Origin of the sequence: Puniceicoccus vermicola (assembly GCF_014230055.1) — a bacterium.
Lineage (GTDB): Bacteria > Verrucomicrobiota > Verrucomicrobiia > Opitutales > Puniceicoccaceae > Puniceicoccus > Puniceicoccus vermicola.
The window spans coordinates 14,087-34,628 of record NZ_JACHVA010000141.1; the positions used below are offsets into that span (position 1 = coordinate 14,087).

Below are 20,542 nucleotides of genomic sequence, written 5' to 3' on the forward strand. Positions count from 1 at the left end.
TCGAAAGGAACAGAATCTCATGAAACTTCACCTGAAAATCTGGAGACAAAAGAGCGCCAACGCCGCTGGCGGCTTCGAGAGCTACGAACTGCCCGATGTATCGGAAGGCTCTTCGTTCCTCGAAATGCTCGACATCCTTAATGAGCAGCTTGTTGACAAGGGCGAGCCCCCAGTAGCCTTCGACCACGATTGCCGCGAGGGGATCTGCGGAATGTGCTCCATGGTCATCAACGGCCAGCCGCACGGACCCGAAAAGGCCACTACCGCCTGCCAGCTGCACATGCGTCATTTCAAGGACGGCGACACCATCACCATTGAGCCCTGGCGCGCCAAGGCCTTCCCTGTTCAAAAGGATCTGGTTGTCGATCGCACCGCCTTCGACGGTATCATCCAATCCGGCGGCTTCATTACCGCCCGCACTGGGAGTGCGCAGGACGCCAACCTCACGCCAATCGGCAAAGAGGTCGCCGACAAGGCCATGGACGCCGCCGCCTGCATCGGCTGTGGTGCCTGCGTCGCCGCCTGCCCGAACGGATCGGCAATGCTCTTCGCTGGAGCCAAGGTCACCCACCTCAACTCCCTCCCGCAAGGGAAGGCCGAGCGCGACCGCCGCGTCCTCGGCGTCGTTCACGCCATGGACGAAGCCGGTTTCGGAAACTGCACCAACTACGGCGAGTGCCAGGAAGCCTGCCCGAAGGAGATCAAGCTCGACGTCATCGCCAAGATGAATCGCGACTACGCCTTGGCCTCCGTCCGCAGCTTCTTCTCCAAAGCCGGATAAAACCGGCCCACAGAAATCTTTTCACAAGACCCTCCCCGAAACCGGGGAGGGTCTTTTTTTGCCAGGTAGCGCGGCTTGGCCCAAGCCGCACCCCAGTTCAAATCCACCAACCCATAACTATCCAACCAACCCAGCTCCCATCCCACGCAATGCTCGATGAGCCATCGAGCGCTACCCATCCAAAGGTAGCGCGGCTTGGCCCAAGCCGCACCCCAGCTCGAATCCACCAACCAAACCCTGGCAAAACTTTTCTCTTTGACCTCCAAGCTCCCCATATAGAGCATTTCCTCAATGCCGGATTTCGAAAGAAAGCGTCTTTTCCACACTCCTCCGACTTGGGTGCCCGACGATTCCGCTTTTTTCATCACGGTTTGCTGCGATCCTCCCAGAAAAAACCAACTGTGCCATTCCCGGATCGCTGAACAAATCCACGAATCCGTCGTCCATCGCCAGAGATCTCACATCTGGTTCGTCTCCCTCTTCCTGCTAATGCCAGATCACCTTCATACCATATTACGCTATGACCGTCGTCGGCAGCCTTTGGATATTCTGATCAAGAACTGGAAACGCTATCTCGCCCGATTTGCGAAAATCCAATGGCAAGATGGCTTCTTTGATCACCGAATCCGCACCCTTCAAGAATACCGAGAAAAGGATTCTTACATTCGCCAAAATCCAGTCCGAGCCAACCTCTGCAAACGCCCCGAAGACTGGCCCTACGTATGGGACCTGGAAAATCTAGACCGGTAGCGCGGCTTGGCCCAAGCCGCACCCCAGTTCGAATCCACCAACCCATAACTACCCAGCCAACCCAGCCCCTATCCAACGCAATGCTCGATGGGCCATCGAGCGCTACCTCAACATCCGACCTCCCGCACTTTTTCTTGCTTCCCAGCGGCGGATACGAACACTCCTCTTCTCCATGGAAAGCCCTGTATTCGCGATTGCTAATCAAAAGGGGGGTGTCGGTAAAACGACGTCCGCCGTCAACCTTTCTGCCGGTCTGGCCGCGAACGGGATCGACACCCTTCTCATCGACCTTGACCCGCAGGCCAACGCGACCAGCGGCCTGGGCCTGGAAAAAGAAGAAGGCACCAGCGCCTACGGCCCTCTTATGGGGGAAGGCACCCTCTCGGAGAAGATCGTCGAGTCTGGCCGGGAACATCTTTTCGCCATTCGCTCGGAACGTGACTTGGTCGCTACCGAGGTCGAGCTTCCGCGCGATGAGGATTACCTCTTCCGCCTAAAGGGCCTGATCGACGCCGTCCGCGAGGAATACGGATTTGGGGCGATCATCCTCGACTGCCCTCCTTCTTCGACGGTCCTCTCCCTCAACGCCCTCGCTGCAGCCGACTATCTCGTCGTCGCCTTGCAGTGCGAATATCTTGCGATGGAAGGTCTCGGCGAAATCCTCAGCATGCAAAAGCAGATCAAGGAAGGCGGGGTGAACAGCAACCTCGAGGTCGCTGGCATCCTCATGACGATGTTCGATATCCGCACCAACCTTTCCAATCAGGTCGTCTCCGAGGTGCGTTCCCACTTCGGCGATCAAGTATTCTCCTCGGTCATCCCCCGCAACATTCGCCTCACGGAGGCTCCTAGTTTCGGGCAAACGATTTTTGAGTATGAAAAGTCCAGCTCCGGGGCTCTGGCCTACGAAAAACTGGCCCAAGAGTTCATCTCCCGCTTCGGTCTGAAACCGTCCAAGGGCGAATGAGTCAGACCCAGGAGATCGAGAAACTCATCGGCTATCGCTTTGAGGACTCCCGTCTCCTCGAAGAAGCCCTTACTCATCCCTCCGCCTTGTCCGAGGGGATTGCCACGCGGACCAACCAACGCCTCGAATTCCTCGGGGACGCCGTTCTCGAGCTCGTCGTTAGCGAAAAACTCTTTCGTGAGAACCCCACGGCCGCCGAGGGGCAGATGACCACCACTCGCGCCAGCCTCGTCCGCGGCCCATCCCTCGCCGATCTTGCCCGCCAAATGGGGCTCGGGGAGCATCTCATAATGGGCGAAATCGCCCGCCAACATCGTACCCACGAAAACAAAGCGGCCCTGGAGGATGCCTTCGAAGCCATCTTCGGGGCCATCTACCTCGACGGCGGACTCGAAGCCTCCCGCCAAGTATTCGGTCGACTCTTCGGCGAGCGCTCCTTCGATGTCGAGACCTTCGTCTCCACCGAGGAAAACCCCAAGGGTGCGCTTCAGGAGGAAACCCAGTCCGACCCGTGCGGCGAACGTCCCGTCTACGAGATTGTGAAAATCGACGGCCCACCCCACGAACGCCTTTTCGAATCTACAGTCAGCATCGGCGGCCAAGTTTACGGCACTGGATCCGGCCCCTCCAAAAAAGTAGCCGAAACCGAAGCCGCCCGGCAAGCGCTCGAAAAACTCCGGAAGGGTTGATCTTTCGAAAACCCACTCCGCGAAAATCCGCAATAAATTCTTCATTGTCTTTGCGTGGAGAGGGAAAAGGTCTACAAGATGGATCTTCCATGCATTTTCCCCGGCTTATCACCGCCTTCTGCTTTCTGGCTACCAGTGCCTATTCGGATCCCGGAACCGTCGCTGATTCTGTAGCGGCGATGGACGCACCCGAGACCACGAAGTCCAACGAAGGCCTTGTGCTGCCCCTCAGAGATGCGCTCCAGATCGGCCTTCAGTCCAATTACAACCTCCGGGTCCAGACGCTGAATCCCCTCATTGCTCAGGAAGACACCAATATCGCCGAGTCGACTTTTGACCCCACGCTTTCCGCCTCGGTTTCCTGGGCCGAGTCCAAATCCGCCCAGGCTTCCAGCACTCTGGATGGCGCCGCCCAGCCCCAGGACAAGGACATGACGACCGATGCCAACATTTCCAAGCGTTTCAGCCCGGGAACCGAAGTCACCGCCGGCACTGGTTTTAACCGCTACGAGACCAACTCCTCCAACGCCCTTCTCGATCCGGATTATCGGTCCGACTTCGGCGTCGAGATCCGCCAACCCCTTCTCCGCAACTTTGGCCGCGACGTCAATCTCGCCCCCCTTCGCAGCGCGGAGTCGGGCTACATCCAGAGTCAGATCGAGTTCGAAGACTCTCTCGCGAACTTTTTCGACACCCTCATCACCGCCTACTGGCAAGTCGCCGCAGCGAAAAGACGCCTCGAGCTTAGCCAATCCAGTATCGACCTTGCCAAGACTATTCTCGACCGCACGAAGAAGGAATTCGACCTAGGGCTCGCCACTCGCTCCGACATTCTCCAGTCCCAAGCCGAACTGGCCACCCGCATGGAGAATCGACTGGGATTTGAGAAAGAGCTCGCCGATGAAAAGGACCGCCTCCGGTTCATCCTCGGAGAGGACCTCGCAACCCCTTCCGCCCGCTTCGCCACCGTCGACCTTCCCGAGCCCCCGGTGGAGACCGAATCCCTTTCCGCCATTCTCACGGGCGCCCTCAATTTTGACCCCACCCGGCGGGCTCTGGAAAAGGAATTGGACCAGCGTTACTACGACCTCGTTGTCGTCAGCAACACGACCCGGCCAAACCTCGATCTCGTCTTGGGCGGTGACTACCAAGGGCGCGAAGATGAGCTGGGAGAATCCTACCGCCGCGCTTGGGATCAGGACGGCTATCGTTGGCGGGCCGGAGTCGAACTCTCCTTCCCTTGGGGGTTCGCCGAACAAAAAGCCCGCAAGCGCCAAACCGTTCTACGACTCCGACAAACCGAAATCCAAATTTCCGAGGCCGAGGCCCTGGTGCGCCAGGAAGTCCGCACCGCCTGGCGCCAACTCGAGAACGGAAAGGCCCAGCTGAAAACTGCCCGGGCCACAGTCCTTCTCCGAAAGGAAGTTCTCTTGAGCGAAGAAGCCCGCCGCGAGCGAGGACTGTCCGACATCAGCGATGTCCTGGACGCCGCCCGTCTTCTCGACGATGCGCGCCTGCGTGAGGTAAACGCGACCCTCGCGACCATCCTCGCCCACACCCGGCTTGGCCAGCTCGATGGGACCATTTTCGAGGAAAACGGTTTCAACCCTCAGCACCTCATCGGTCGCAATCTTTCCGAGAATTCCAGCCAGCCCGAGGATCCTCAATCATGAAGAAAACTATCCTTTTCATTATCATTCTCGCTGCCCTGGGGGGAGCCAGTTGGTACTTCTGGAACGCTTGGCAAAAATCGCGGAACCAAGATCTCAAAAAAGACCAACCCTCTTTCGAGGTCGTTCGCCGCACCATCGAGCAGAACATTGAGGCCGCCGGAATCGTCGAGCCCAAGATTTCCATCGAGGTCCGCTCGGAAATCAGCGGCCGCATCGACACCATCCTCGTCGAAGCCGGCGATACCGTGGAGCGCGGACAGAAACTCATCGAGCTCGACCGCAGCACTCTTCAGAACGAACTCTCCGAGGCCGAACGGAACCTTCAGGCCTATCAGCTCCGAGTCGCACAAGCCGAGCGCAACTTCAACCGCTTGCGAACCCTCAGTGAACAAGAATTTGCCCGCACCAGCGAACTCGAGGATGCCCAGACCGAGTTCGAACTGTCGAAGCTAGACCTCGAGGTTCGCCGCACCCGGGTCGAGACCGCCCGCGACAATCTCGATAAAGCCACCATCCTCGCCCCTCAGTCAGGCGTCATTTCCGCACTCGATGTCAATGAAGGCCAGGTGATCGTCGGCGCCACTTCAGTCAACCAAGGCACTCTTCTCATGAGAGTGAATGATTTGAGTGAACTCGTAGTCCGATCCTCCATCAACGAGGTCGATGTCATGCGCATCGACGAGGATACCACCGTCAAGATCAGCTTCGACTCCATCCCCGACTTGGTCATCGACGGCGAAATCACAGAAATTTCCCGCTTCGGCAGCGAGGAAAACAGCGTCCGGGTATTTCCGGTCGAAGTCACTTTTCCCGCCGTCGACGAGCGTCTGCGATCCGGGATCACCGCCAATCTGGTCTTCCCCATCGAAAAGGTTTCCGACGTGCCAGCCGTCCTGATTTCGGCGGTGTTCAAGATTCGAGGGAAACAGACTCTGGTAGTCCTCCAGCCCGACGGCGACTATGATCTCAGGGAGGTGAAGACCGGGCTCAGCGACACCGAGTATGTGCAGATCATCGACGGGGCCGAACCGGGCGAAAAGGTCTCCCTCACTCGTCCTCCGGGGATGGAACGCATGACCCGCCCCATCCAATGATGAGCGGGCCGAATCCCAAACCTCGTGGAGAAACTCTCCTCCGCCTCGAATCCATCCAGAAGGAGTACGAGCTCGGCGAAACGACCGTGCGTGCCCTCGATGGTGTCGACCTCGAGATTTGCCGCGGCGATTATTCCGCCATTCTCGGTCCCTCCGGCTCAGGGAAGAGTACGCTTATGCACATCCTCGGGTTCATGGACCAGCCCACTGGCGGCAAGATGTTTATGGGTGATCGCGATGTCAGCCGCATCCATCGAGGTGAGCAAGCTCAACTACGAGCTACCGAAATCGGATTCGTCTTCCAGTCCTTCAATTTGCTCTCCCGCCTTTCGGTCATTGAGAACGTCCTCCTTCCCGTCGAATACGCCCGCCGCAAGATGGAGCAGCCCGACAAAACCGCCAAGGAGATGCTCGATCGCGTGGGACTCAGCCACCGCGTGCATCACCGCCCCTCTCAACTCTCCGGAGGAGAACGCCAGCGGGTCGCCATCGCCCGTGCCATGATCAACCGCCCTCGCATTCTCCTTGCCGACGAGCCAACCGGGAACCTCGACAGCCGCAATGCCGCCAACATCCTCGACTTGTTTGATCGCCTAGCCGACGAGGGCAATACCCTCGTCCTCGTTACTCACGACGAATCGATCGCCCAGCGGACTCGCCGAGTCATCCGCGTACTCGATGGGAAAGTCACCGAAGAGGAGGTCGAACGATGATCCTAGTCACCATCGCCAAGCAGGGAATTCGTGAGGTCTGGAGCCACAAATTCCGCAGTTTCCTCTCCATGATCGGGATCATTCTCGGGGTGGCCTCCCTCGTCGCCATGATCGGGGTCGTCCAGGGTATGATTAGAAACTTCACCGTCTTTTTTGAAGAAACGGGAGGGATCGAAAAGGTCACCATTACTTCCAAAGAACCTCCGGAGAGCCAATCCCACATCGCCTTCCTCTCTCCGGGACTCAGCCTTTCCGATGTCGAAGCCATTCAGGCTTCCGTACCTCTCGCCGAGTACGTCACCCCGCAGGTTGAATTTGGTTGGACCCGGATCGTCCGCGGCAGCCGCCGCATGGGCAACCGAGTCCAGGGAGTGACTTCCGACATCCAACTCATCGAGAATTACCCGATCGCCCGCGGACGATTTGTCGGAGATCTCGACAATCTTCATGCCCGCCCGGTCGCCGTCATCGGTGCCGAAGTCGTTCGCCGCCTCTACGAGCCCGACGAAGATCCCCTCGGATCGCAAATCCGCATCAAGAATCAGCCCTTCACCGTCATTGGCATCCTCGAGGACTTTGAATTCGACCAGAACGGCCGCAACGCCCTCCGCTGGAAAAACTGGCGAGTCTTCATTCCCTCCCGCACCGCGGCCCAACGATTCCGCGGCGATGAAACGGTCAGCGAGATCCTCCTCAAAGTCTCCCGCTACGAGGACCTCCGCGATCTCATTCCACAGGTCGAGAATGTCCTCCTCCAGCGTCATAACGGCATCGAGGATTTTGAAATCCAAACCCGGGAAGAACAGCTCGCAGAATTCGAGAAGCTCGAAAACTCCTTTACCTATTCTCTCGGCGGCGTCGCTGGCATTTCCCTTCTCGTCGGTGGGATCGGCATCATGAACGTCATGCTCGCCGTCGTCTCCGAACGGATCCGCGAAATCGGCGTCCGCAAGGCCGTGGGCGCCCGCGCTTCCGACATCTTCTTCCAGTTCCTGGTCGAGTCCACCGTCATCAGCGTCATCGGAGGCATTTTCGGGATCGTCCTCAGCGTAGGGTTCCTCCAACTCCTCTCTGCCTTCATCCCTGGAGGAGCCAACATCAACCTATTCCCGGGCAACGCAATGATCTTCGGCTTCGCCTTCAGCGCTGCCGTCGGGGTCTTCTCCGGCCTCTATCCAGCCCTCAAAGCAGCACGGCTCGATCCCATCGAAGCCCTACGCTACGAATAACCCGCATCTACAAATTCAGCCCTGCGCTCCCAGTAAACTATTTTTAACCTGGTTACTTTTAAATTATTGACATAGCACGAAACTGAAAATTTTCGCTAATTCTAGAAGAGGAGGCTCGTAAATCCGAAGTTCACCTGAAAATTCCCTTCACGGGTATCCCCCTGGCGGAAAATCATTTTGGCTTCGAGCAACCAGGCATTTCCCAGCCGATGTCGCCATCCATAAGCCTGCTTGGTGATCGTCTGCCGCTGACCGCTGTATCGCATTTCGAAAAGGAGCCAATTATTGCGATTCACGGCGACCTCAGCATCCCAGAGAAGTTCGTTCACCTCGTGCTGCAACGATTGAAAATACCACGTGCTCTCCCAGCGGTCGCCATCCCGAAGGCTGAGCCCGGGAACGAACTCAATGAGAGTCACCCTCTCCGTTTCCACTCTCGTGAAAAGTTCGAGCCCCAACCACGGAGCCGGATCGGCTGCGAAGGCAAACATAGTGTTGTCGGGCAGACTCTCCGCCCCCGCCCGGCTCTCTATAAAATCCTGATAGATCGCAAAGGTTCCCAAATCGCGAAGAAGAGAGGGATTCTCAAAATCACCGGCCAAAAACCGGTTTTCCCAGCCAATTCGCAATACTTGCTCCGCCCCGTTATCGGACCGATACACCAGATTGGAAAATCCAAGAGGATCCACTCCACTCGTGTAGACATCGGGATAAATATTGGGAATGTCCGGCTCTCCCATTCCAGATTGCGGCATCCAACGGTAGCCCATCATCGGTCGGGTCTGGTGAACCAGGCCATTGATGTTCCAGATTTCACTCTTCACCGGCCACTCCCGGTAAAAATCGGTCCCGAGATCAAAACCAAGCTCGAAGAGCGTCGAGCTGCCATCATCCCCCGATTTCTGAACATTCTGATAAACCCGCTCCCGGACTCCCCCGACCGGAGTTATCGTGAGCCAACTTGCGGTCGGTAGCGTGTAACTCAAGCGGTAGGCAGCCTCCCCTCGGCTCGCCGAAGCTTGATCCGCTCCAGTATAATCCTCCCGTTCCAATTGGGAGAAATTGACCCAACCTTCATGAACGATTGGGGTATCTCCCAGAAACGCAGGATTCAAATCCAAGGTGACCGACGGCGTCGCCTCAAGCGATTCGCTCATGTCGAGCGTCCGGAATCGACCCAAAGCCGAGAAACTAAATGGTCCCAGTGGCACCAACACTTCCGAAAAGGATTCGGGAGCAAAGTAACGGTTTTCAAGACCGGGTCGAAAATCCCGCAAGACCTCAGTGTCTGAGCGAAACTCAAACTGGTTGACGAAACTCCAACCCTTCCGCTGATTCGCCATCCCTTGTGCCAAAACGTAACCACGGGAACGCTCGATCGGATTCCCAAAACGATCCACCCCTCGTAAAGAAGAACTGCCTTGGTCGTAGATGTAGCCCCCCAGGACTGATCCATCCGTATAATATTCGCCCGACTCTGACTCCTCGCTCCAATTGAAATTCGGCGAGAGCAACCATCCACGTCGCCCAAAGTACGAAACCGAAGGGCTCAAACGAAGAAAATCGGTCGCTTTGAAGGACAACCCAAATTCACCGTAGGTCCCCAACGTATCGCTAAAGCCGCCTCCGAGATCAAAAGAGATCCCCAAGTCCCAATCACGCATCCAAGCCTTGGGCAAATAGAGAATCGGAACCGGGCCGACTCCGATCGTGACCCCGTAGAGGGTAATATATTGCTCTCCACTTCGATGCCGAATCCGATCCGCATAAACCCTTGGACCCCAATCATTCGGATCCGAAAGAAAAACACCGGCGTGGGTTAAATTCGTTTCATCCTGATCGGCCTCAACCTTTTCAGCATCAACCAGAAAACTGCCACTTCCCGCCCGAATATTCTGCCCCTCCAAGGTCCCCTCACCGCGGGTTTCACCAGCGGCCACATTCAGCGAGGTCGCGTTCATTCGTCCATAGGGAAAGCGCACCGAAACCCCATCCTGAGCAGAGACGGAGCGACTTTCCATCCCCAGGACCGCGGAGTTTGCACTCATGATGAAAGGGATCTCCGTATAAGACTGAGGCCACCAGACCTCGAAAAAATCACCGCTCCGGCGTTTCGGGGTTCGATCAAAATCATTGCCAGTGTTATCCAGCTGAACCCCTCCGTTCGCTCGAATAATTCCGTTCTCCCGGTCCCACGAAATCGTCCCAGCGTTCATCCGATAAGGGCCGTAGTCTGCCTCAACCGGACCGGCCGCCGTAATCGTGTTGGACTCAAAATCGTAATCCAAATTACCGGACGAAAGAATCTCCAGCGGACTTTCCGGCATCGAGACTCCATCCTCCGCCCCCAAAGATCCGGTGCTTCCGAGCAAACTGAAGAAAAATGAGGTCCACAAAGCACGACCTACTCGAGAAGTACGCCGAATCGCTGGGGATTGTGTTGAAGTGCGGATCATTCCGTGTGAACATTGCACCAACCAGACGCGAAAGCTCCAACCCAAAAAGACACAGACTATGGCAGAATATTCTCTTCCCAAATCTCAACGGACCCAAATCATCGAAGCGAGCGAAAGAGAGCCACACTCCAAGCTCGGCATGCATCCCGCGAAGAAAGAAGGAAAAGAGGGCGTAGTCGTCCGGGCGTTTCTTCAGAATGCCGAGAGCTGCCAGGCCGTCACCGTCGAATCGGAAAAAAACGAGGTCCGCTTCGCCCTGAAAAAAGTCGATGAGACCGGATTCTTCGAAGGATTCACCGACAAAATCAAAGCGGTAAAGCCCTACCGGCTCCGTATTGAACAAGCCAACGGAGAGATCCGTCAGTTCTTCGACCCCTACTCTTTCCTGCCCACCCTCGGCGAACAGGACCTTTACCTCTTCAATCAAGGGAACGAGCACTTCATCTACAACAAGCTGGGCGCTCACGAGAAAATTATCGATGGAGTTCCCGGAGTGGCTTTCGCCGTCTGGGCCCCCAGCGCCCAGCGGGTTTCGGTCGTTGGCGACTTTAATCAATGGGACGGTCGCTATCACCCCATGCGTTCGCTGGGAAGTTCCGGAGTCTGGGAACTGTTCATCCCCGGATTGGGCGATGGCACCACCTACAAATTCGAAGTTCATGGAGCTGACGGCAGCCTTCGCTTGAAAACGGACCCCTATGGCACCCGTTTCGAAGCCCCACCGCACAACGCCTCCATCGTCTGCCGCGTAAACCAATACAAATGGAGCGATCAAGAGTGGATGCAGGGACGCTCCACCAAGGACTGGAAAAAGGAACCAATCTCCATCTACGAAGTTCATCCGGGATCATGGAAGCGAGTCGCCGACGATGGAAATCGCCCGCTGACCTATCGCGAAATGGCGGTCGAACTCGCAGACTACGTCGCCGAAAATGGATTCACCCACATTGAGTTCCTACCTCTCGCCGAACATCCGTTTTCCGGATCGTGGGGCTATCAGGTTACTGGATTCTTTGCCCCCACCTACCGCTTTGGCACTCCCGAGGATTTCCAATTTCTAGTCGATACCCTCCACCAGAGAGGCATCGGAATCATTATCGACTGGGTCCCCGGACACTTCCCGAAGGATAGCTTCGCATTGGCCGAATTCGACGGCAGTCACCTCTACGAACATGCCGACCCCCGTCAGGGAGAGCACATGGACTGGGGCACTCTGATCTTCAACTATGGGCGTCACGAAGTCCGCGCATTTCTCATCGCCTCCGCCCTCTCCTGGTTCGACCGCTTCCACATCGATGGCCTCCGAGTCGATGCCGTCGCCTCGATGCTCTACCTGGATTATTCGCGAGAAGAAGGCCAATGGATCCCCAATCAATACGGGGGACGGGAGAATATCGAAGCGATCGAGTTCCTCCGCAACGTCAATGATCTCGTTCACAACTACTACCCCGGTGCGGTGACAATCGCAGAGGAGTCCACCTCTTTCGGCGGAGTATCGCAACCGACCAGCGAGCACGGACTCGGATTCGATTTCAAATGGAACATGGGGTGGATGCACGACACCCTGAGCTATTTCTCGAAAGATCCCATCCATCGGAAGTGGCACCAGAACGAGCTCACCTTCGGAATGCTCTACAACTTTTCTGAACACTTCGTCCTCACCTTTTCCCACGACGAAGTAGTTCACGGGAAGAACTCCATGCTCATGAAAATGGGCATGTGGCACATCCCGGAAAAAGCAGCCAACCTTCGCGCCCTCTACGCCCTCATGTGGGCATGGCCCGGAAAGAAAACCCTCTTCATGGGCTGCGAATTCGGCCAATCCTCCGAATGGCGCTACGACGGCGCCTTGGACTGGCATCTCCTCGAATACATCGACCACTACGGGATCAAAGACTTGGTTAAGGACCTCAATTTCCTCTACCAAAACCAGCCAATCCTGCCCGAAACCGACCACCGCGCCGAATCCTTCCAGTGGATCAATTGTGATGACACCGAAAACAGCGTCCTCACCTTCGTCCGCCTAGCAGACAGCAAACAAGGAAGCTTCCTAATCGTCGGAAACTTTACTCCAGTAGACCACCAAGCCTACCGCGTAGGAGTCCCGTATCCAGGCTTCTGGAAAGAGTGCATCAACACCAACGCCGCAGAATACGGTGGAACCGGGGCTGGCAACAACGGAGGAATAAACTCCGACCCCACCCTGTGGGACGGCAGACCCCACAGCGTAGAAATCGCCCTCCCCCCGCTCTCCGTAAGCATTTTTCAGCTTCAATAAACCGGAGCCGAGATATCCTCTACATTTTAGGGCCAAAATCCTTTTGCCAGTGTTAATTATTTTACCTGGTTAAATCTGTTTGACGTTTCTGGTTTAAATTGGGAATCTAACCCATGCGCAGAAAAAGATTAAAAATCCAAAAAAAAACCTCATACTACCACCTCATGAGCCGTACCGTTAATGGAGAGGACATGTTTGGAAATCGGGAGAGGGAGATTTTGAGGAAAATGATCTGGCAGGTTTCTGAGTTTTCTGGGGTCAGGATCATCACTTATGCGGTCATGAAGAACCACTTTCACCTACTGGTCGAGGTTCCCTCCGATGTGCGGGTTTCGGATGATGAGATTGTTCGCCGCTACCGTCGGCTCTACCCCGCTCCAACTCCTTGGCAGCCCATGCGAGCAGAGATTTTGGAGGAACATCTTCATCAAAACACCCTGGAAGGGATCGCTCTGCGAAAGGCCCTTACAGGGAGGATGCATGACATTTCCTGGCTGATGAAAACTCTCAAACAGCGTTTTTCCCTCTGGTTTAATAAGTCCCGGGATCGTTTTGGTCCGGTGTGGTCAGAGCGATTTAAGAGTGTTCTCGTTGAAGGCGATCGGTGGGCACTGAAAACTGTAGCTGCCTATATCGATCTCAACGCCGTACGGGCGGGTCTCGTTGAGGATCCGAAAGACTATCGATTTTGCGGCTATGGGGAAGCGGTTGGAGGCGGGAGATTGGCTCGCTCCGGGCTTTCTCTGGTCGATAAGGATCTGGCTGGTTATCGCCAAACCCTCTATGGGGCCGGATCTGGTGAAAAATCGGAAAAGCATTCAATCACCCGAGAAGAAGCCGTCCGCGTGCTGACCAAAGAAAAGGGGAAATTGCCTCTCTCCGTCGTTCTGCGATGCCGCGTTCGCTACTTTACCGATGGGAAAATCCTCGGCTCTCCCGAGTTTGTTGAGGCGAGGAGCCAATCCGATCCTGAGGGGAACAAGGTCTTGCCTCGAAGACCCTACCCAATGAAGGGAGCCGACTGGGGAAATCTCTCTGTCGGAAATGGCTTAAGAAAAAAGCTATTCAGCTAAGATGAAAGCAAGCGCCCTCTCCTCATTCCTCACAAGGACAGGCAAGGAAATCATGGAGCTTGTAGCGATTGAGCGTGCGGCGGGCCCAGTCCAACGTCTCGTTGACCGCCCTTTCTTTCACAGCGACCCGATCTCCCGGAAGAACTAGCCTCTTCGACCAAACTCCGGAGGGAGAAAAGTGGGCGGCGTAAACCGTTCCTACCGGATTCTCGGCGGTTCCTCCATCCGGTCCGGCAAATCCGGTGACAGCCAATGCATAGTCCGAACCCAAGCGCTCGGCAGCCCCGGTTGCCATGGCTACTGCTGTCTCGGCACTCACCGCTCCGTGCTGCTGGAGAATCGGTTCTGGAACATCCAACATTTGCACCTTCGTCGCATTGGTGTAGGCGACCACTCCACCGGCAAATACTTTGGAAGCTCCCGGGATATCGGTGAAGGAGCTCGCGAGAAGCCCGCCAGTACAAGATTCGGCGACTGAAAGCGATCTCTCCCAACAGCGAAGCTGCAGGATCAATATCTTCGCCAACGAATCATCCCCGAATCCGAAAAAGTTCTCTCCGAGCATCAAACGGCATTCTTCGCCCACCTGATTGACAGCCGCCGTACCCGTATCTGGGCCGGAGGGCGATAGACGGACATCCACGATCCCCGCATGCGCACAAAATGCGAACTGCACATGAGGACGGCTCTCCATGATCGACGCTAAACGAGTCTCCACCGCCGACTCCCCTAGACCCGCGGTCCTCAACTGGAGCCATGAGGAGCAGTCACACAAGCAACCTTTGGACTCCAGCTCTGGAAGAACTTTTTCTTCCAACATCGGTCGCAGCTCCGACCGCGGTCCTGGCAAGAGGTAGACAAAACTCTCCTCTCGGTGAATCTTGAGCCCCGGCGCGGTACCCCAGCGGTTTTCAATGATCTCCGCCTCGGGTGGGCGCAGGCATTGCCGCAGGTTGTTTTCGGACATGCTCCGACCTAGAGACTGAAATTTTTCGCGGATGACTTTCTCCACCGAAGAATCATGGACCAGCTTGGATCCTAGAACCTTGGCCATTGCTTCCTTGGTCAAGTCATCTGCTGTCGGCCCCAGCCCCCCGGTTACGAAAACGATATCAGCGAGCTTCATCGACGCAGCGATCGACTCCGCAATCTCGTCAACGTCGTCCCTGACCACATGAGCATGAACCAAATCCCCGCCTCGTCTCGAGACGAGTTGCCCGATGTATCCTAGGTGAGAATTTTCGCGGATCCCGAGCAAAAGCTCATCGCCCACGTTGACTACTGCTACTGAAAATTTATGGCTCATGGAATTAATTGCAGCGGGTTTCCCCGTCGTTTGACAAAATAGGAAGCTACAGAGATCCTGAAAAATTGCGAACTCGAGAGACAGGTAAAATCAAGGAAATTCTTCGTCAATTGCCTCACACACCAGGTGTATACCTGATGAAGGACCGCCTTGGCGAGGTGATCTATGTAGGAAAGGCGAAAGACCTGAAGAAACGCGTGTCTTCCTATTTCCAGCCAGGACGCTTCCGTCAAATCGACCAACCGAAGATCCGGACCATGGTCACTCTGGTTCACGATCTGGAAACCATCGAGGTGCGCTCGGAGGCGGAGGCCATTCTTCTCGAAGGTCGGCTGATCAAGGAATATCGCCCTCGTTACAATACCGATTTCACTGACGATAAGCGCTTCCTCCTCATCCGCGTCGACGTTTTCAACGATGTTCCCAAATTCCGGCTCTCCCGGAACCGAACACAAGATGGCTCCATCTACTTCGGCCCCTTTGCCCACGCCGGCCCCCTCCGTCGAACCCTCTCGCAGATGCGCCAAAAATTTGGCATCATCCTCGCGGACGCCTCTCCCAAAAACCTCCCCGATGGACGGATCCGACTATATGACGACGCACGCTCCGAAATCTACGGTCACCCCAACGAGCTCACTGTTGAGGAATACCAAGAGAGAGTCCAAGAGGCCTGCACCTTCCTCGACGGGAAAAGCCGCGAGTGGCTCAAAGACCTGGAAACGGAAATGCGGGAAAAAGCCGCCGAACATCGTTTTGAGGAAGCTGCGGCTCTCCGCGACACCCTCCTGGCCCTTCGCAAAACCATTCAACAAACCCGGAAATTCACTCGATCCCTTCCTGAACACAACCTTTCCAAAGACGGGGCCGCACGCCTCACCGAAGCCCTCAATCTGGACGAGCCCCCTACGTCCATAGAGTGTTTTGACATCAGCCACATCTCTGGGAGTTTCACTGTAGCCTCCATGGTTCGGTTTGTTGATGGTCGCCCCGAAAAGAAGAACTACCGGCGTTTCAAGATTCGCTCTTTCGACGGGAACGATGACTTCCGCTCCATGGAAGAGGTCGTAGGTCGCCGCTACCGACGGATGGCCGAGCAAGGCCAGAAATTTCCAGATCTCGTCGTCATCGATGGAGGTAAAGGCCAGGTAACGGCAGCACTCCGGGCCTTCCTCATCCTCGACCTCGAACCCCCTCCTCTCATCGGCTTGGCGAAAAGGGAAGAGACCATCATATTCGCCAGCGAGCGGGCACCCCTACGCCTCCCCCTCCACGATCCCGGCATCCGGCTGCTCCAGCGAATCCGCGACGAAGCGCACCGCTTCGCGAATGGCTTCAATGCCGAGCTCCGATCGAAAAAAATCCGCGAATCCGTTCTCGATGACATTCCCGGCCTCGGACCGAAGCGAAGAGAAACGCTCATCCAAGCCTTCGGATCAATCCATCAAATCCGCAGCGCCACCCTCGAAGAGCTCTCAAATGTCAGCGGAATCGGCCCCAACTTCGCCCGTCAGATCTACGATCATCTTCAGCGCGCCCAAGGCGGGCCGGCGGGGAACTCCCCCACTCCTTAAACCTTCCTCCCTCCGGATGCTAACTCATTCCACATAGCGAAGTCCGGTCAACTTATTTTTAACCTGGTTAATTTTATCAGGTCAAGTATCGGCGTCGATGAGAACATTCGCCCTCGTCGATTTCTCGGCAAAAAGAGCGAAAAATGATTCCACTCTCGAGGCACCCCCGTAGACTTTGGCCAATGGAAGTAAAAAGATCTGCAGTCATCATGGCGGGAGGTCGGGGGGAACGATTCTGGCCTCAGAGTCGCCTTACCCGCCCCAAGCACCTCCTTCCCATTGTCGGCGAATCGCCGATGCTCCGCCAAACTGTGGACCGCCTCAAAGGATTGGTCGAACCTGAGCGAGTATGGGTGATCACCAATCAAGAGCAGGTCGAAGCGGTTCGGGAGATCTGCCCGGAAATCCCCACCGAGCAAATTGTCGCCGAGCCCGTGGGACGCGACACAGCTCCAGCCGTAGCTCTTGCCGCCCTTTTGGTTGAGAAGAGTGTCGGCGACCACGCTTTTGCCATGCTCCCCGCCGACCATGTGATTCAAAATACCGAGGCTTTCCGCAAGGACCTGCTTGCGGCCTTCGAGGCTGCGGAAAAAGACGCTGTAATCGCAACGGTGGGGATTGATCCAACCTTTCCGGCCACCGGGTACGGTTACATTCAGGCGGATTCCGCAGAAGCGTCCAACGTCTTTCCGGTCCGAAGGTTTGTCGAGAAGCCCGACCTCGAAACCGCTCAATCCTACCTCGACGAAGGTAATTATTTTTGGAATGGCGGAATCTTCGTCTGGCGTCCGGGAACCATCCTCGGTGCGATTGAAACACACTGCTCCGAATTGCATGCTTCCTTTTCCGCGATCCGCTCGGCTCTCTCTTCGGGAGAAGCTCTCACCGAAATTCTTCCGCGGGAATATCCTCAACTGGAAAAAATCTCTATCGACTACGCCGTCATGGAGAAGGCGGACAATGTGGTCATGGTCCAGTCGACTTTTGACTGGGACGACGTGGGCTCCTGGCCCGCGATCGAGCGCCATTTCCCCAAAGATGAGAACGGCAACATTCTCAAGGGGACCACGGTATCGGAGGATAGTAGCGACAACCTGATCATCTCCGAAGGCGATCACCTCGTCGGAATTGTCGGCGTCGACGATCTCATGGTGATCCACACCGGCGATGCCACTTTGATCTGCCCGAAAGACCGCGCCCAGGATGTGAAGAAACTGGTGAAAAAGATCGAGGCGCTGAAAGACGGGAAGAATTATCTTTGATGAACCAAGCCGAATCCTGGCTAGCCATTGACTACGGGACCAAGCGAATCGGCCTCGCCCACGCCGATGAAGTTCGCGTTCCCGTCCCCCTCAATGCCGCGATCGACGGAGACGAAAACTCGCGCCTCGACTATATTGAGAAAGTAATCGGAGAAAAACGGGTTAAAGCGATCATCCTCGGCTACCCGGCTCGTCCGGATGGCACCGCCGGGGAAATGGCGAAAGTCGTCGAAGGCTTCCGAGATCGCCTGACCGAACGCTGTCCCCTCCCGGTCCATCTCGTCGACGAGCGGCTCTCTTCCCAAGATGCTGGACAGCACTGGAACCTGAAAAAGGCCCGTCGCAAACGCAAGACCGGCCAGCTGGACTCCGCGGCCGCGACCCTCATCCTGCGCGAGTATTTGGACAGCCTCGGACCGCTTCCTTCTGAACTCCTGCTTGATCCCGACCCCGACAACTGCGACCATGATTTCCATGCCTGAAACCTCCGAAGCCTCGACCATTGGTCGCCAGATAATGGAACTGGAGGCACAAGCGATCCACGCAGGTGCCGAACGACTGGGCGACGAGTTCAATCAAGCGGTCGAGATCATCCTCCGCACGGCCGGCAAGGTTGTGATCATTGGAATCGGAAAATCGGGCCAGATCGGGCAGAAAATCGCCGCGACCTTTCGCAGCACCGGGACTCCGGCTGTCTTTCTCCACGCAGCCGAAGCGGTTCACGGCGACCTCGGCCTCTTCGCTTCCGGTGATCCAGTTCTGGCAATTTCCAAGTCGGGCGCCACAGAAGAAATTCTACGTCTTGAGCAGGCGATCAAGAAAACCGGATCCCCGATCATTGGCATCCTCGGCAATCGCAATTCACCAATGGCCAGTTGGGTCGATGTCGTTCTCGACGCCTCGGTGGAAAAGGAGGCCGACCCCTTGGGAGTCGCCCCCACCTCGAGCGCCATCCTCGCTCTCTCAATCGGTGACGCCCTCGCCGGAGCTCTCGTCAAAGCCCGCGGGTTCACCCGCAACGATTTTCTCAGTCTCCACCCTTCCGGCCAGCTCGGTAAGGCCCTCAATCTCAACGTCGAGTCGGTCCTTCATCACCCCGACCAAGTTGCCATCGTCGGCCCCGACGCCACCGTGAAGTCGGTGCTCTTTGCCATGACCCGCAAACCACTCGGAGCCGCCTGCGTAGTGGACCTGAATGGTTGCCTCCTCGGGATATTCACCGACGGGGACCTCCGCCGGGGGCTTGAAGCGGACGAAAACCTCCTCACGCACGAAGTCGGGGAATGCATGACCGCCAATCCCGTCTGCGCCGCTCCCACGATGGATCTCCAGACCGCCGCCGAGCTCATGGAAGCCCGATCCTCTCAAATCTCTGTTCTACCCGTAGTCGAGCCAAGCGACCGAAAGCTCCTCGGGCTCATCCGTCTTCACGACATTTATCAACCTTCGGTCTCCTGACCATGTCCATTCCCCTCTTCGATCTCACCCGCCAAAATGATGCGCTCATGGATGAGCTGCTCGCTACCGCCGAACGCGTTCTCCGCTCCGGCCGCTACATTATGGGCGACGAAATTGACGGCCTCGAGGCTGAAGCAGCTCAAGCTCTCGGCAGCGTGAACTCCCTCGCCGTCAGCTCGGGCACAGACGCGATCCTCCTCGCTCTCATGGCTGCTGGCATCGGACCTGGCGACGAAGTCATCCTCCCCGATTTCACGTTTTTCGCCACAGGCGGATGCGTCGCCCGCACCGGAGCCCGCCCCGTATTCGTAGACGTCTGCCCTTACAGCTATAATCTCCTTCCCGAAGCGGTCGAAGCGGCGATTACGGAAAAGACCCGGGCGATCATTCCCGTGCACCTCTTCGGACAGTCAGCAGACATGTCCCGCTTGATGCCCATCGCCCAGAAACATGGGCTCCGGGTAATCGAAGACTGCGCCCAATCCATCGGCGCCAAGCACCATGGCGACTATGTCGGCTCCATCGGCGACTACGGGGCGATCAGCTTTTTCCCCACCAAAAATCTCGGTGGATTCGGTGATGGCGGCCTCGTCCTCGCATCTGATCCCATCGACTTCGGGCGGGCCAAGATCATGCGGGTTCACGGGATGGAGCCTAAATACTATCACCCCGAGACCGGTGGAAACTTCCGCATGGACGCGATTCAAGCCGCTCTCCTCCGGATCAAGCTTCCCCACCTCTCCTCCTACAATGCAGGTCGCCAAGCCAATGCAGAGTATTACCTGAAAACCTTTGGCGAAAATCCACAGGTCTTCAGCCCAACGGAAGACACCGCCACCGCTACCCAACCTGAGGCCCGCCTCATCCTTCCCCTCACCTATTCTCACAACGAGGTTACTTGGAACCAGTTCACGGTCCGCATCCCCGGCGAAGGAGCTCGGGAATCTTTCCGCAATCACCTTCAGGAGCACGAGATCGGCACGGAGATTTACTATCCCCTCCCACTGAGCCAGCAAAAGTGCTTCGAACGGTATTCGCCCGACGCCTGCCCGACCGCCGCAATGGTCGCAGACGAATGCGTGAGCCTCCCGATCTTCCCGGAACTCACCTCCGACGAACGCGAGAAAGTTGCCGAGGCAGTCCTCTCCTGGCTAAACCAGTAGCCAACACTTTCGGATTATTTTCGCACCGCTCACAGAAATCCACCGTCGAGCGGCTCTCCCCATTCTGAGATCTGTCTGC

General features: G+C 56.5%; 18 protein-coding genes. 15 read left to right on the plus strand and 3 right to left on the minus strand.

Annotated elements, in window-relative coordinates; genetic code table 11:
• Positions 1 to 19: 19 nt before the first annotated feature.
• Positions 20 to 781: a succinate dehydrogenase/fumarate reductase iron-sulfur subunit gene (locus H5P30_RS20980; RefSeq protein WP_185694879.1), complete on the plus strand. Its 762-nt coding sequence runs from the start codon at positions 20 to 22 to the stop codon at positions 779 to 781.
• Here the strand turns inward: H5P30_RS20980 and H5P30_RS20985 are convergent.
• On the minus strand, positions 736 to 1,146 hold the full coding sequence (locus tag H5P30_RS20985; protein WP_185694880.1) for a hypothetical protein: 411 nt from the start codon (positions 1,144 to 1,146) through the stop codon (positions 736 to 738). The genes H5P30_RS20980 and H5P30_RS20985 overlap by 46 nt on opposite strands.
• Before the next feature lie 124 nt (positions 1,147 to 1,270).
• On the opposite strand from H5P30_RS20985, the gene H5P30_RS20990 reads away from it, so the two are divergent.
• From H5P30_RS20990 to H5P30_RS21020, 7 genes are all read left to right on the plus strand, one after another.
• Positions 1,271 to 1,531 (plus strand): hypothetical protein, encoded by a 261-nt coding sequence (locus H5P30_RS20990; protein WP_185694881.1) that lies wholly within the window; start codon positions 1,271 to 1,273, stop codon positions 1,529 to 1,531.
• Between the two features lie 172 nt (positions 1,532 to 1,703).
• Positions 1,704 to 2,498 carry a ParA family protein gene (locus H5P30_RS20995; protein ID WP_185694882.1) on the plus strand — a complete coding sequence of 265 codons (795 nt, stop codon included), beginning with the start codon at positions 1,704 to 1,706 and terminating at the stop codon, positions 2,496 to 2,498.
• Positions 2,495 to 3,187: a ribonuclease III gene (gene rnc, locus H5P30_RS21000; protein WP_185694883.1), complete on the plus strand. Its 693-nt coding sequence runs from the start codon at positions 2,495 to 2,497 to the stop codon at positions 3,185 to 3,187. The genes H5P30_RS20995 and rnc overlap by 4 nt, the downstream gene beginning before the upstream one ends.
• An 89-nt stretch (positions 3,188 to 3,276) precedes the next feature.
• On the plus strand, positions 3,277 to 4,860 hold the full coding sequence (locus H5P30_RS21005; RefSeq protein ID WP_185694884.1) for a TolC family protein: 1,584 nt from the start codon (positions 3,277 to 3,279) through the stop codon (positions 4,858 to 4,860).
• Positions 4,857 to 5,954 (plus strand): efflux RND transporter periplasmic adaptor subunit, encoded by a 1,098-nt coding sequence (locus tag H5P30_RS21010; protein WP_185694885.1) that lies wholly within the window; start codon positions 4,857 to 4,859, stop codon positions 5,952 to 5,954. The genes H5P30_RS21005 and H5P30_RS21010 overlap by 4 nt, the downstream gene beginning before the upstream one ends.
• On the plus strand, positions 5,954 to 6,667 hold the full coding sequence (locus tag H5P30_RS21015) for an ABC transporter ATP-binding protein (RefSeq protein ID WP_185694886.1): 714 nt from the start codon (positions 5,954 to 5,956) through the stop codon (positions 6,665 to 6,667). Before H5P30_RS21010 ends, H5P30_RS21015 begins: the two co-directional genes overlap by 1 nt.
• A complete protein-coding gene (locus H5P30_RS21020) occupies positions 6,664 to 7,896 on the plus strand; it encodes an ABC transporter permease (RefSeq protein WP_185694887.1) in 1,233 nt (410 codons plus the stop codon). Before H5P30_RS21015 ends, H5P30_RS21020 begins: the two co-directional genes overlap by 4 nt.
• A 101-nt stretch (positions 7,897 to 7,997) precedes the next feature.
• Here H5P30_RS21020 and H5P30_RS21025 read toward each other — a convergent pair whose 3' ends face one another.
• Positions 7,998 to 10,292 carry an LPS-assembly protein LptD gene (locus H5P30_RS21025; RefSeq protein ID WP_185694888.1) on the minus strand — a complete coding sequence of 765 codons (2,295 nt, stop codon included), beginning with the start codon at positions 10,290 to 10,292 and terminating at the stop codon, positions 7,998 to 8,000.
• A gap of 118 nt (positions 10,293 to 10,410) precedes the next feature.
• Between H5P30_RS21025 and glgB the strand changes: the two genes are divergently transcribed.
• Both glgB and H5P30_RS21035 read left to right on the plus strand, forming a co-directional pair.
• Complete coding sequence (gene glgB / locus H5P30_RS21030) at positions 10,411 to 12,630, plus strand: 1,4-alpha-glucan branching protein GlgB (protein WP_246460071.1); 2,220 nt, start codon at positions 10,411 to 10,413, stop codon at positions 12,628 to 12,630.
• Positions 12,631 to 12,743: 113 nt separating this feature from the next.
• Positions 12,744 to 13,703 carry a transposase gene (locus H5P30_RS21035; protein WP_185694889.1) on the plus strand — a complete coding sequence of 320 codons (960 nt, stop codon included), beginning with the start codon at positions 12,744 to 12,746 and terminating at the stop codon, positions 13,701 to 13,703.
• 22 nt (positions 13,704 to 13,725) lie between these two features.
• On the opposite strand, the gene H5P30_RS21040 is transcribed toward H5P30_RS21035, so the two are convergent.
• Positions 13,726 to 15,009, minus strand: a complete 1,284-nt coding sequence (locus tag H5P30_RS21040) for a CinA family nicotinamide mononucleotide deamidase-related protein (protein WP_185694890.1) — start codon at positions 15,007 to 15,009, stop codon at positions 13,726 to 13,728.
• Between the two features lie 137 nt (positions 15,010 to 15,146).
• Here H5P30_RS21040 and H5P30_RS21045 point away from each other — a divergent pair, with 137 nt between their 5' ends.
• The 5 genes from H5P30_RS21045 to H5P30_RS21065 all read left to right on the plus strand — a co-directional run bounded on the left by H5P30_RS21045 (position 15,147) and on the right by H5P30_RS21065 (position 20,463).
• Positions 15,147 to 16,580 (plus strand): excinuclease ABC subunit UvrC, encoded by a 1,434-nt coding sequence (locus H5P30_RS21045; protein ID WP_185694891.1) that lies wholly within the window; start codon positions 15,147 to 15,149, stop codon positions 16,578 to 16,580.
• 182 nt (positions 16,581 to 16,762) lie between these two features.
• The gene (locus H5P30_RS21050) at positions 16,763 to 17,842 is read left to right on the plus strand and encodes a mannose-1-phosphate guanylyltransferase (protein WP_185694892.1); all 1,080 of its coding nucleotides are present in this window, start codon (positions 16,763 to 16,765) and stop codon (positions 17,840 to 17,842) included.
• Positions 17,842 to 18,324, plus strand: coding sequence for a Holliday junction resolvase RuvX (ruvX, locus tag H5P30_RS21055; RefSeq protein WP_185694893.1), 483 nt, complete (start codon positions 17,842 to 17,844; stop codon positions 18,322 to 18,324). Before H5P30_RS21050 ends, ruvX begins: the two co-directional genes overlap by 1 nt.
• Positions 18,317 to 19,300, plus strand: coding sequence for a KpsF/GutQ family sugar-phosphate isomerase (locus H5P30_RS21060; RefSeq protein WP_185694894.1), 984 nt, complete (start codon positions 18,317 to 18,319; stop codon positions 19,298 to 19,300). The genes ruvX and H5P30_RS21060 overlap by 8 nt, the downstream gene beginning before the upstream one ends.
• Before the next feature lie 2 nt (positions 19,301 to 19,302).
• A complete protein-coding gene (locus H5P30_RS21065) occupies positions 19,303 to 20,463 on the plus strand; it encodes a DegT/DnrJ/EryC1/StrS family aminotransferase (protein ID WP_185694895.1) in 1,161 nt (386 codons plus the stop codon).
• The last annotated feature ends 79 nt before the right edge of the window (positions 20,464 to 20,542 follow it).

Coding starts and splice junctions, on each gene's coding strand:
- H5P30_RS20980 (WP_185694879.1), top strand. CDS start 20: ATGAAACTTCACCTGAAAATCTGGAGACAAAAGAGCGCCAACGCCGCT.
- H5P30_RS20985 (WP_185694880.1), bottom strand. CDS start 1,146: ATGAAAAAAGCGGAATCGTCGGGCACCCAAGTCGGAGGAGTGTGGAAA.
- H5P30_RS20990 (WP_185694881.1), top strand. CDS start 1,271: ATGCCAGATCACCTTCATACCATATTACGCTATGACCGTCGTCGGCAG.
- H5P30_RS20995 (WP_185694882.1), top strand. CDS start 1,704: ATGGAAAGCCCTGTATTCGCGATTGCTAATCAAAAGGGGGGTGTCGGT.
- rnc (WP_185694883.1), top strand. CDS start 2,495: ATGAGTCAGACCCAGGAGATCGAGAAACTCATCGGCTATCGCTTTGAG.
- H5P30_RS21005 (WP_185694884.1), top strand. CDS start 3,277: ATGCATTTTCCCCGGCTTATCACCGCCTTCTGCTTTCTGGCTACCAGT.
- H5P30_RS21010 (WP_185694885.1), top strand. CDS start 4,857: ATGAAGAAAACTATCCTTTTCATTATCATTCTCGCTGCCCTGGGGGGA.
- H5P30_RS21015 (WP_185694886.1), top strand. CDS start 5,954: ATGAGCGGGCCGAATCCCAAACCTCGTGGAGAAACTCTCCTCCGCCTC.
- H5P30_RS21020 (WP_185694887.1), top strand. CDS start 6,664: ATGATCCTAGTCACCATCGCCAAGCAGGGAATTCGTGAGGTCTGGAGC.
- glgB (WP_246460071.1), top strand. CDS start 10,411: ATGGCAGAATATTCTCTTCCCAAATCTCAACGGACCCAAATCATCGAA.
- H5P30_RS21035 (WP_185694889.1), top strand. CDS start 12,744: ATGCGCAGAAAAAGATTAAAAATCCAAAAAAAAACCTCATACTACCAC.
- H5P30_RS21040 (WP_185694890.1), bottom strand. CDS start 15,009: ATGAGCCATAAATTTTCAGTAGCAGTAGTCAACGTGGGCGATGAGCTT.
- H5P30_RS21045 (WP_185694891.1), top strand. CDS start 15,147: ATGAAGGACCGCCTTGGCGAGGTGATCTATGTAGGAAAGGCGAAAGAC.
- H5P30_RS21050 (WP_185694892.1), top strand. CDS start 16,763: ATGGAAGTAAAAAGATCTGCAGTCATCATGGCGGGAGGTCGGGGGGAA.
- ruvX (WP_185694893.1), top strand. CDS start 17,842: ATGAACCAAGCCGAATCCTGGCTAGCCATTGACTACGGGACCAAGCGA.
- H5P30_RS21060 (WP_185694894.1), top strand. CDS start 18,317: ATGCCTGAAACCTCCGAAGCCTCGACCATTGGTCGCCAGATAATGGAA.
- H5P30_RS21065 (WP_185694895.1), top strand. CDS start 19,303: ATGTCCATTCCCCTCTTCGATCTCACCCGCCAAAATGATGCGCTCATG.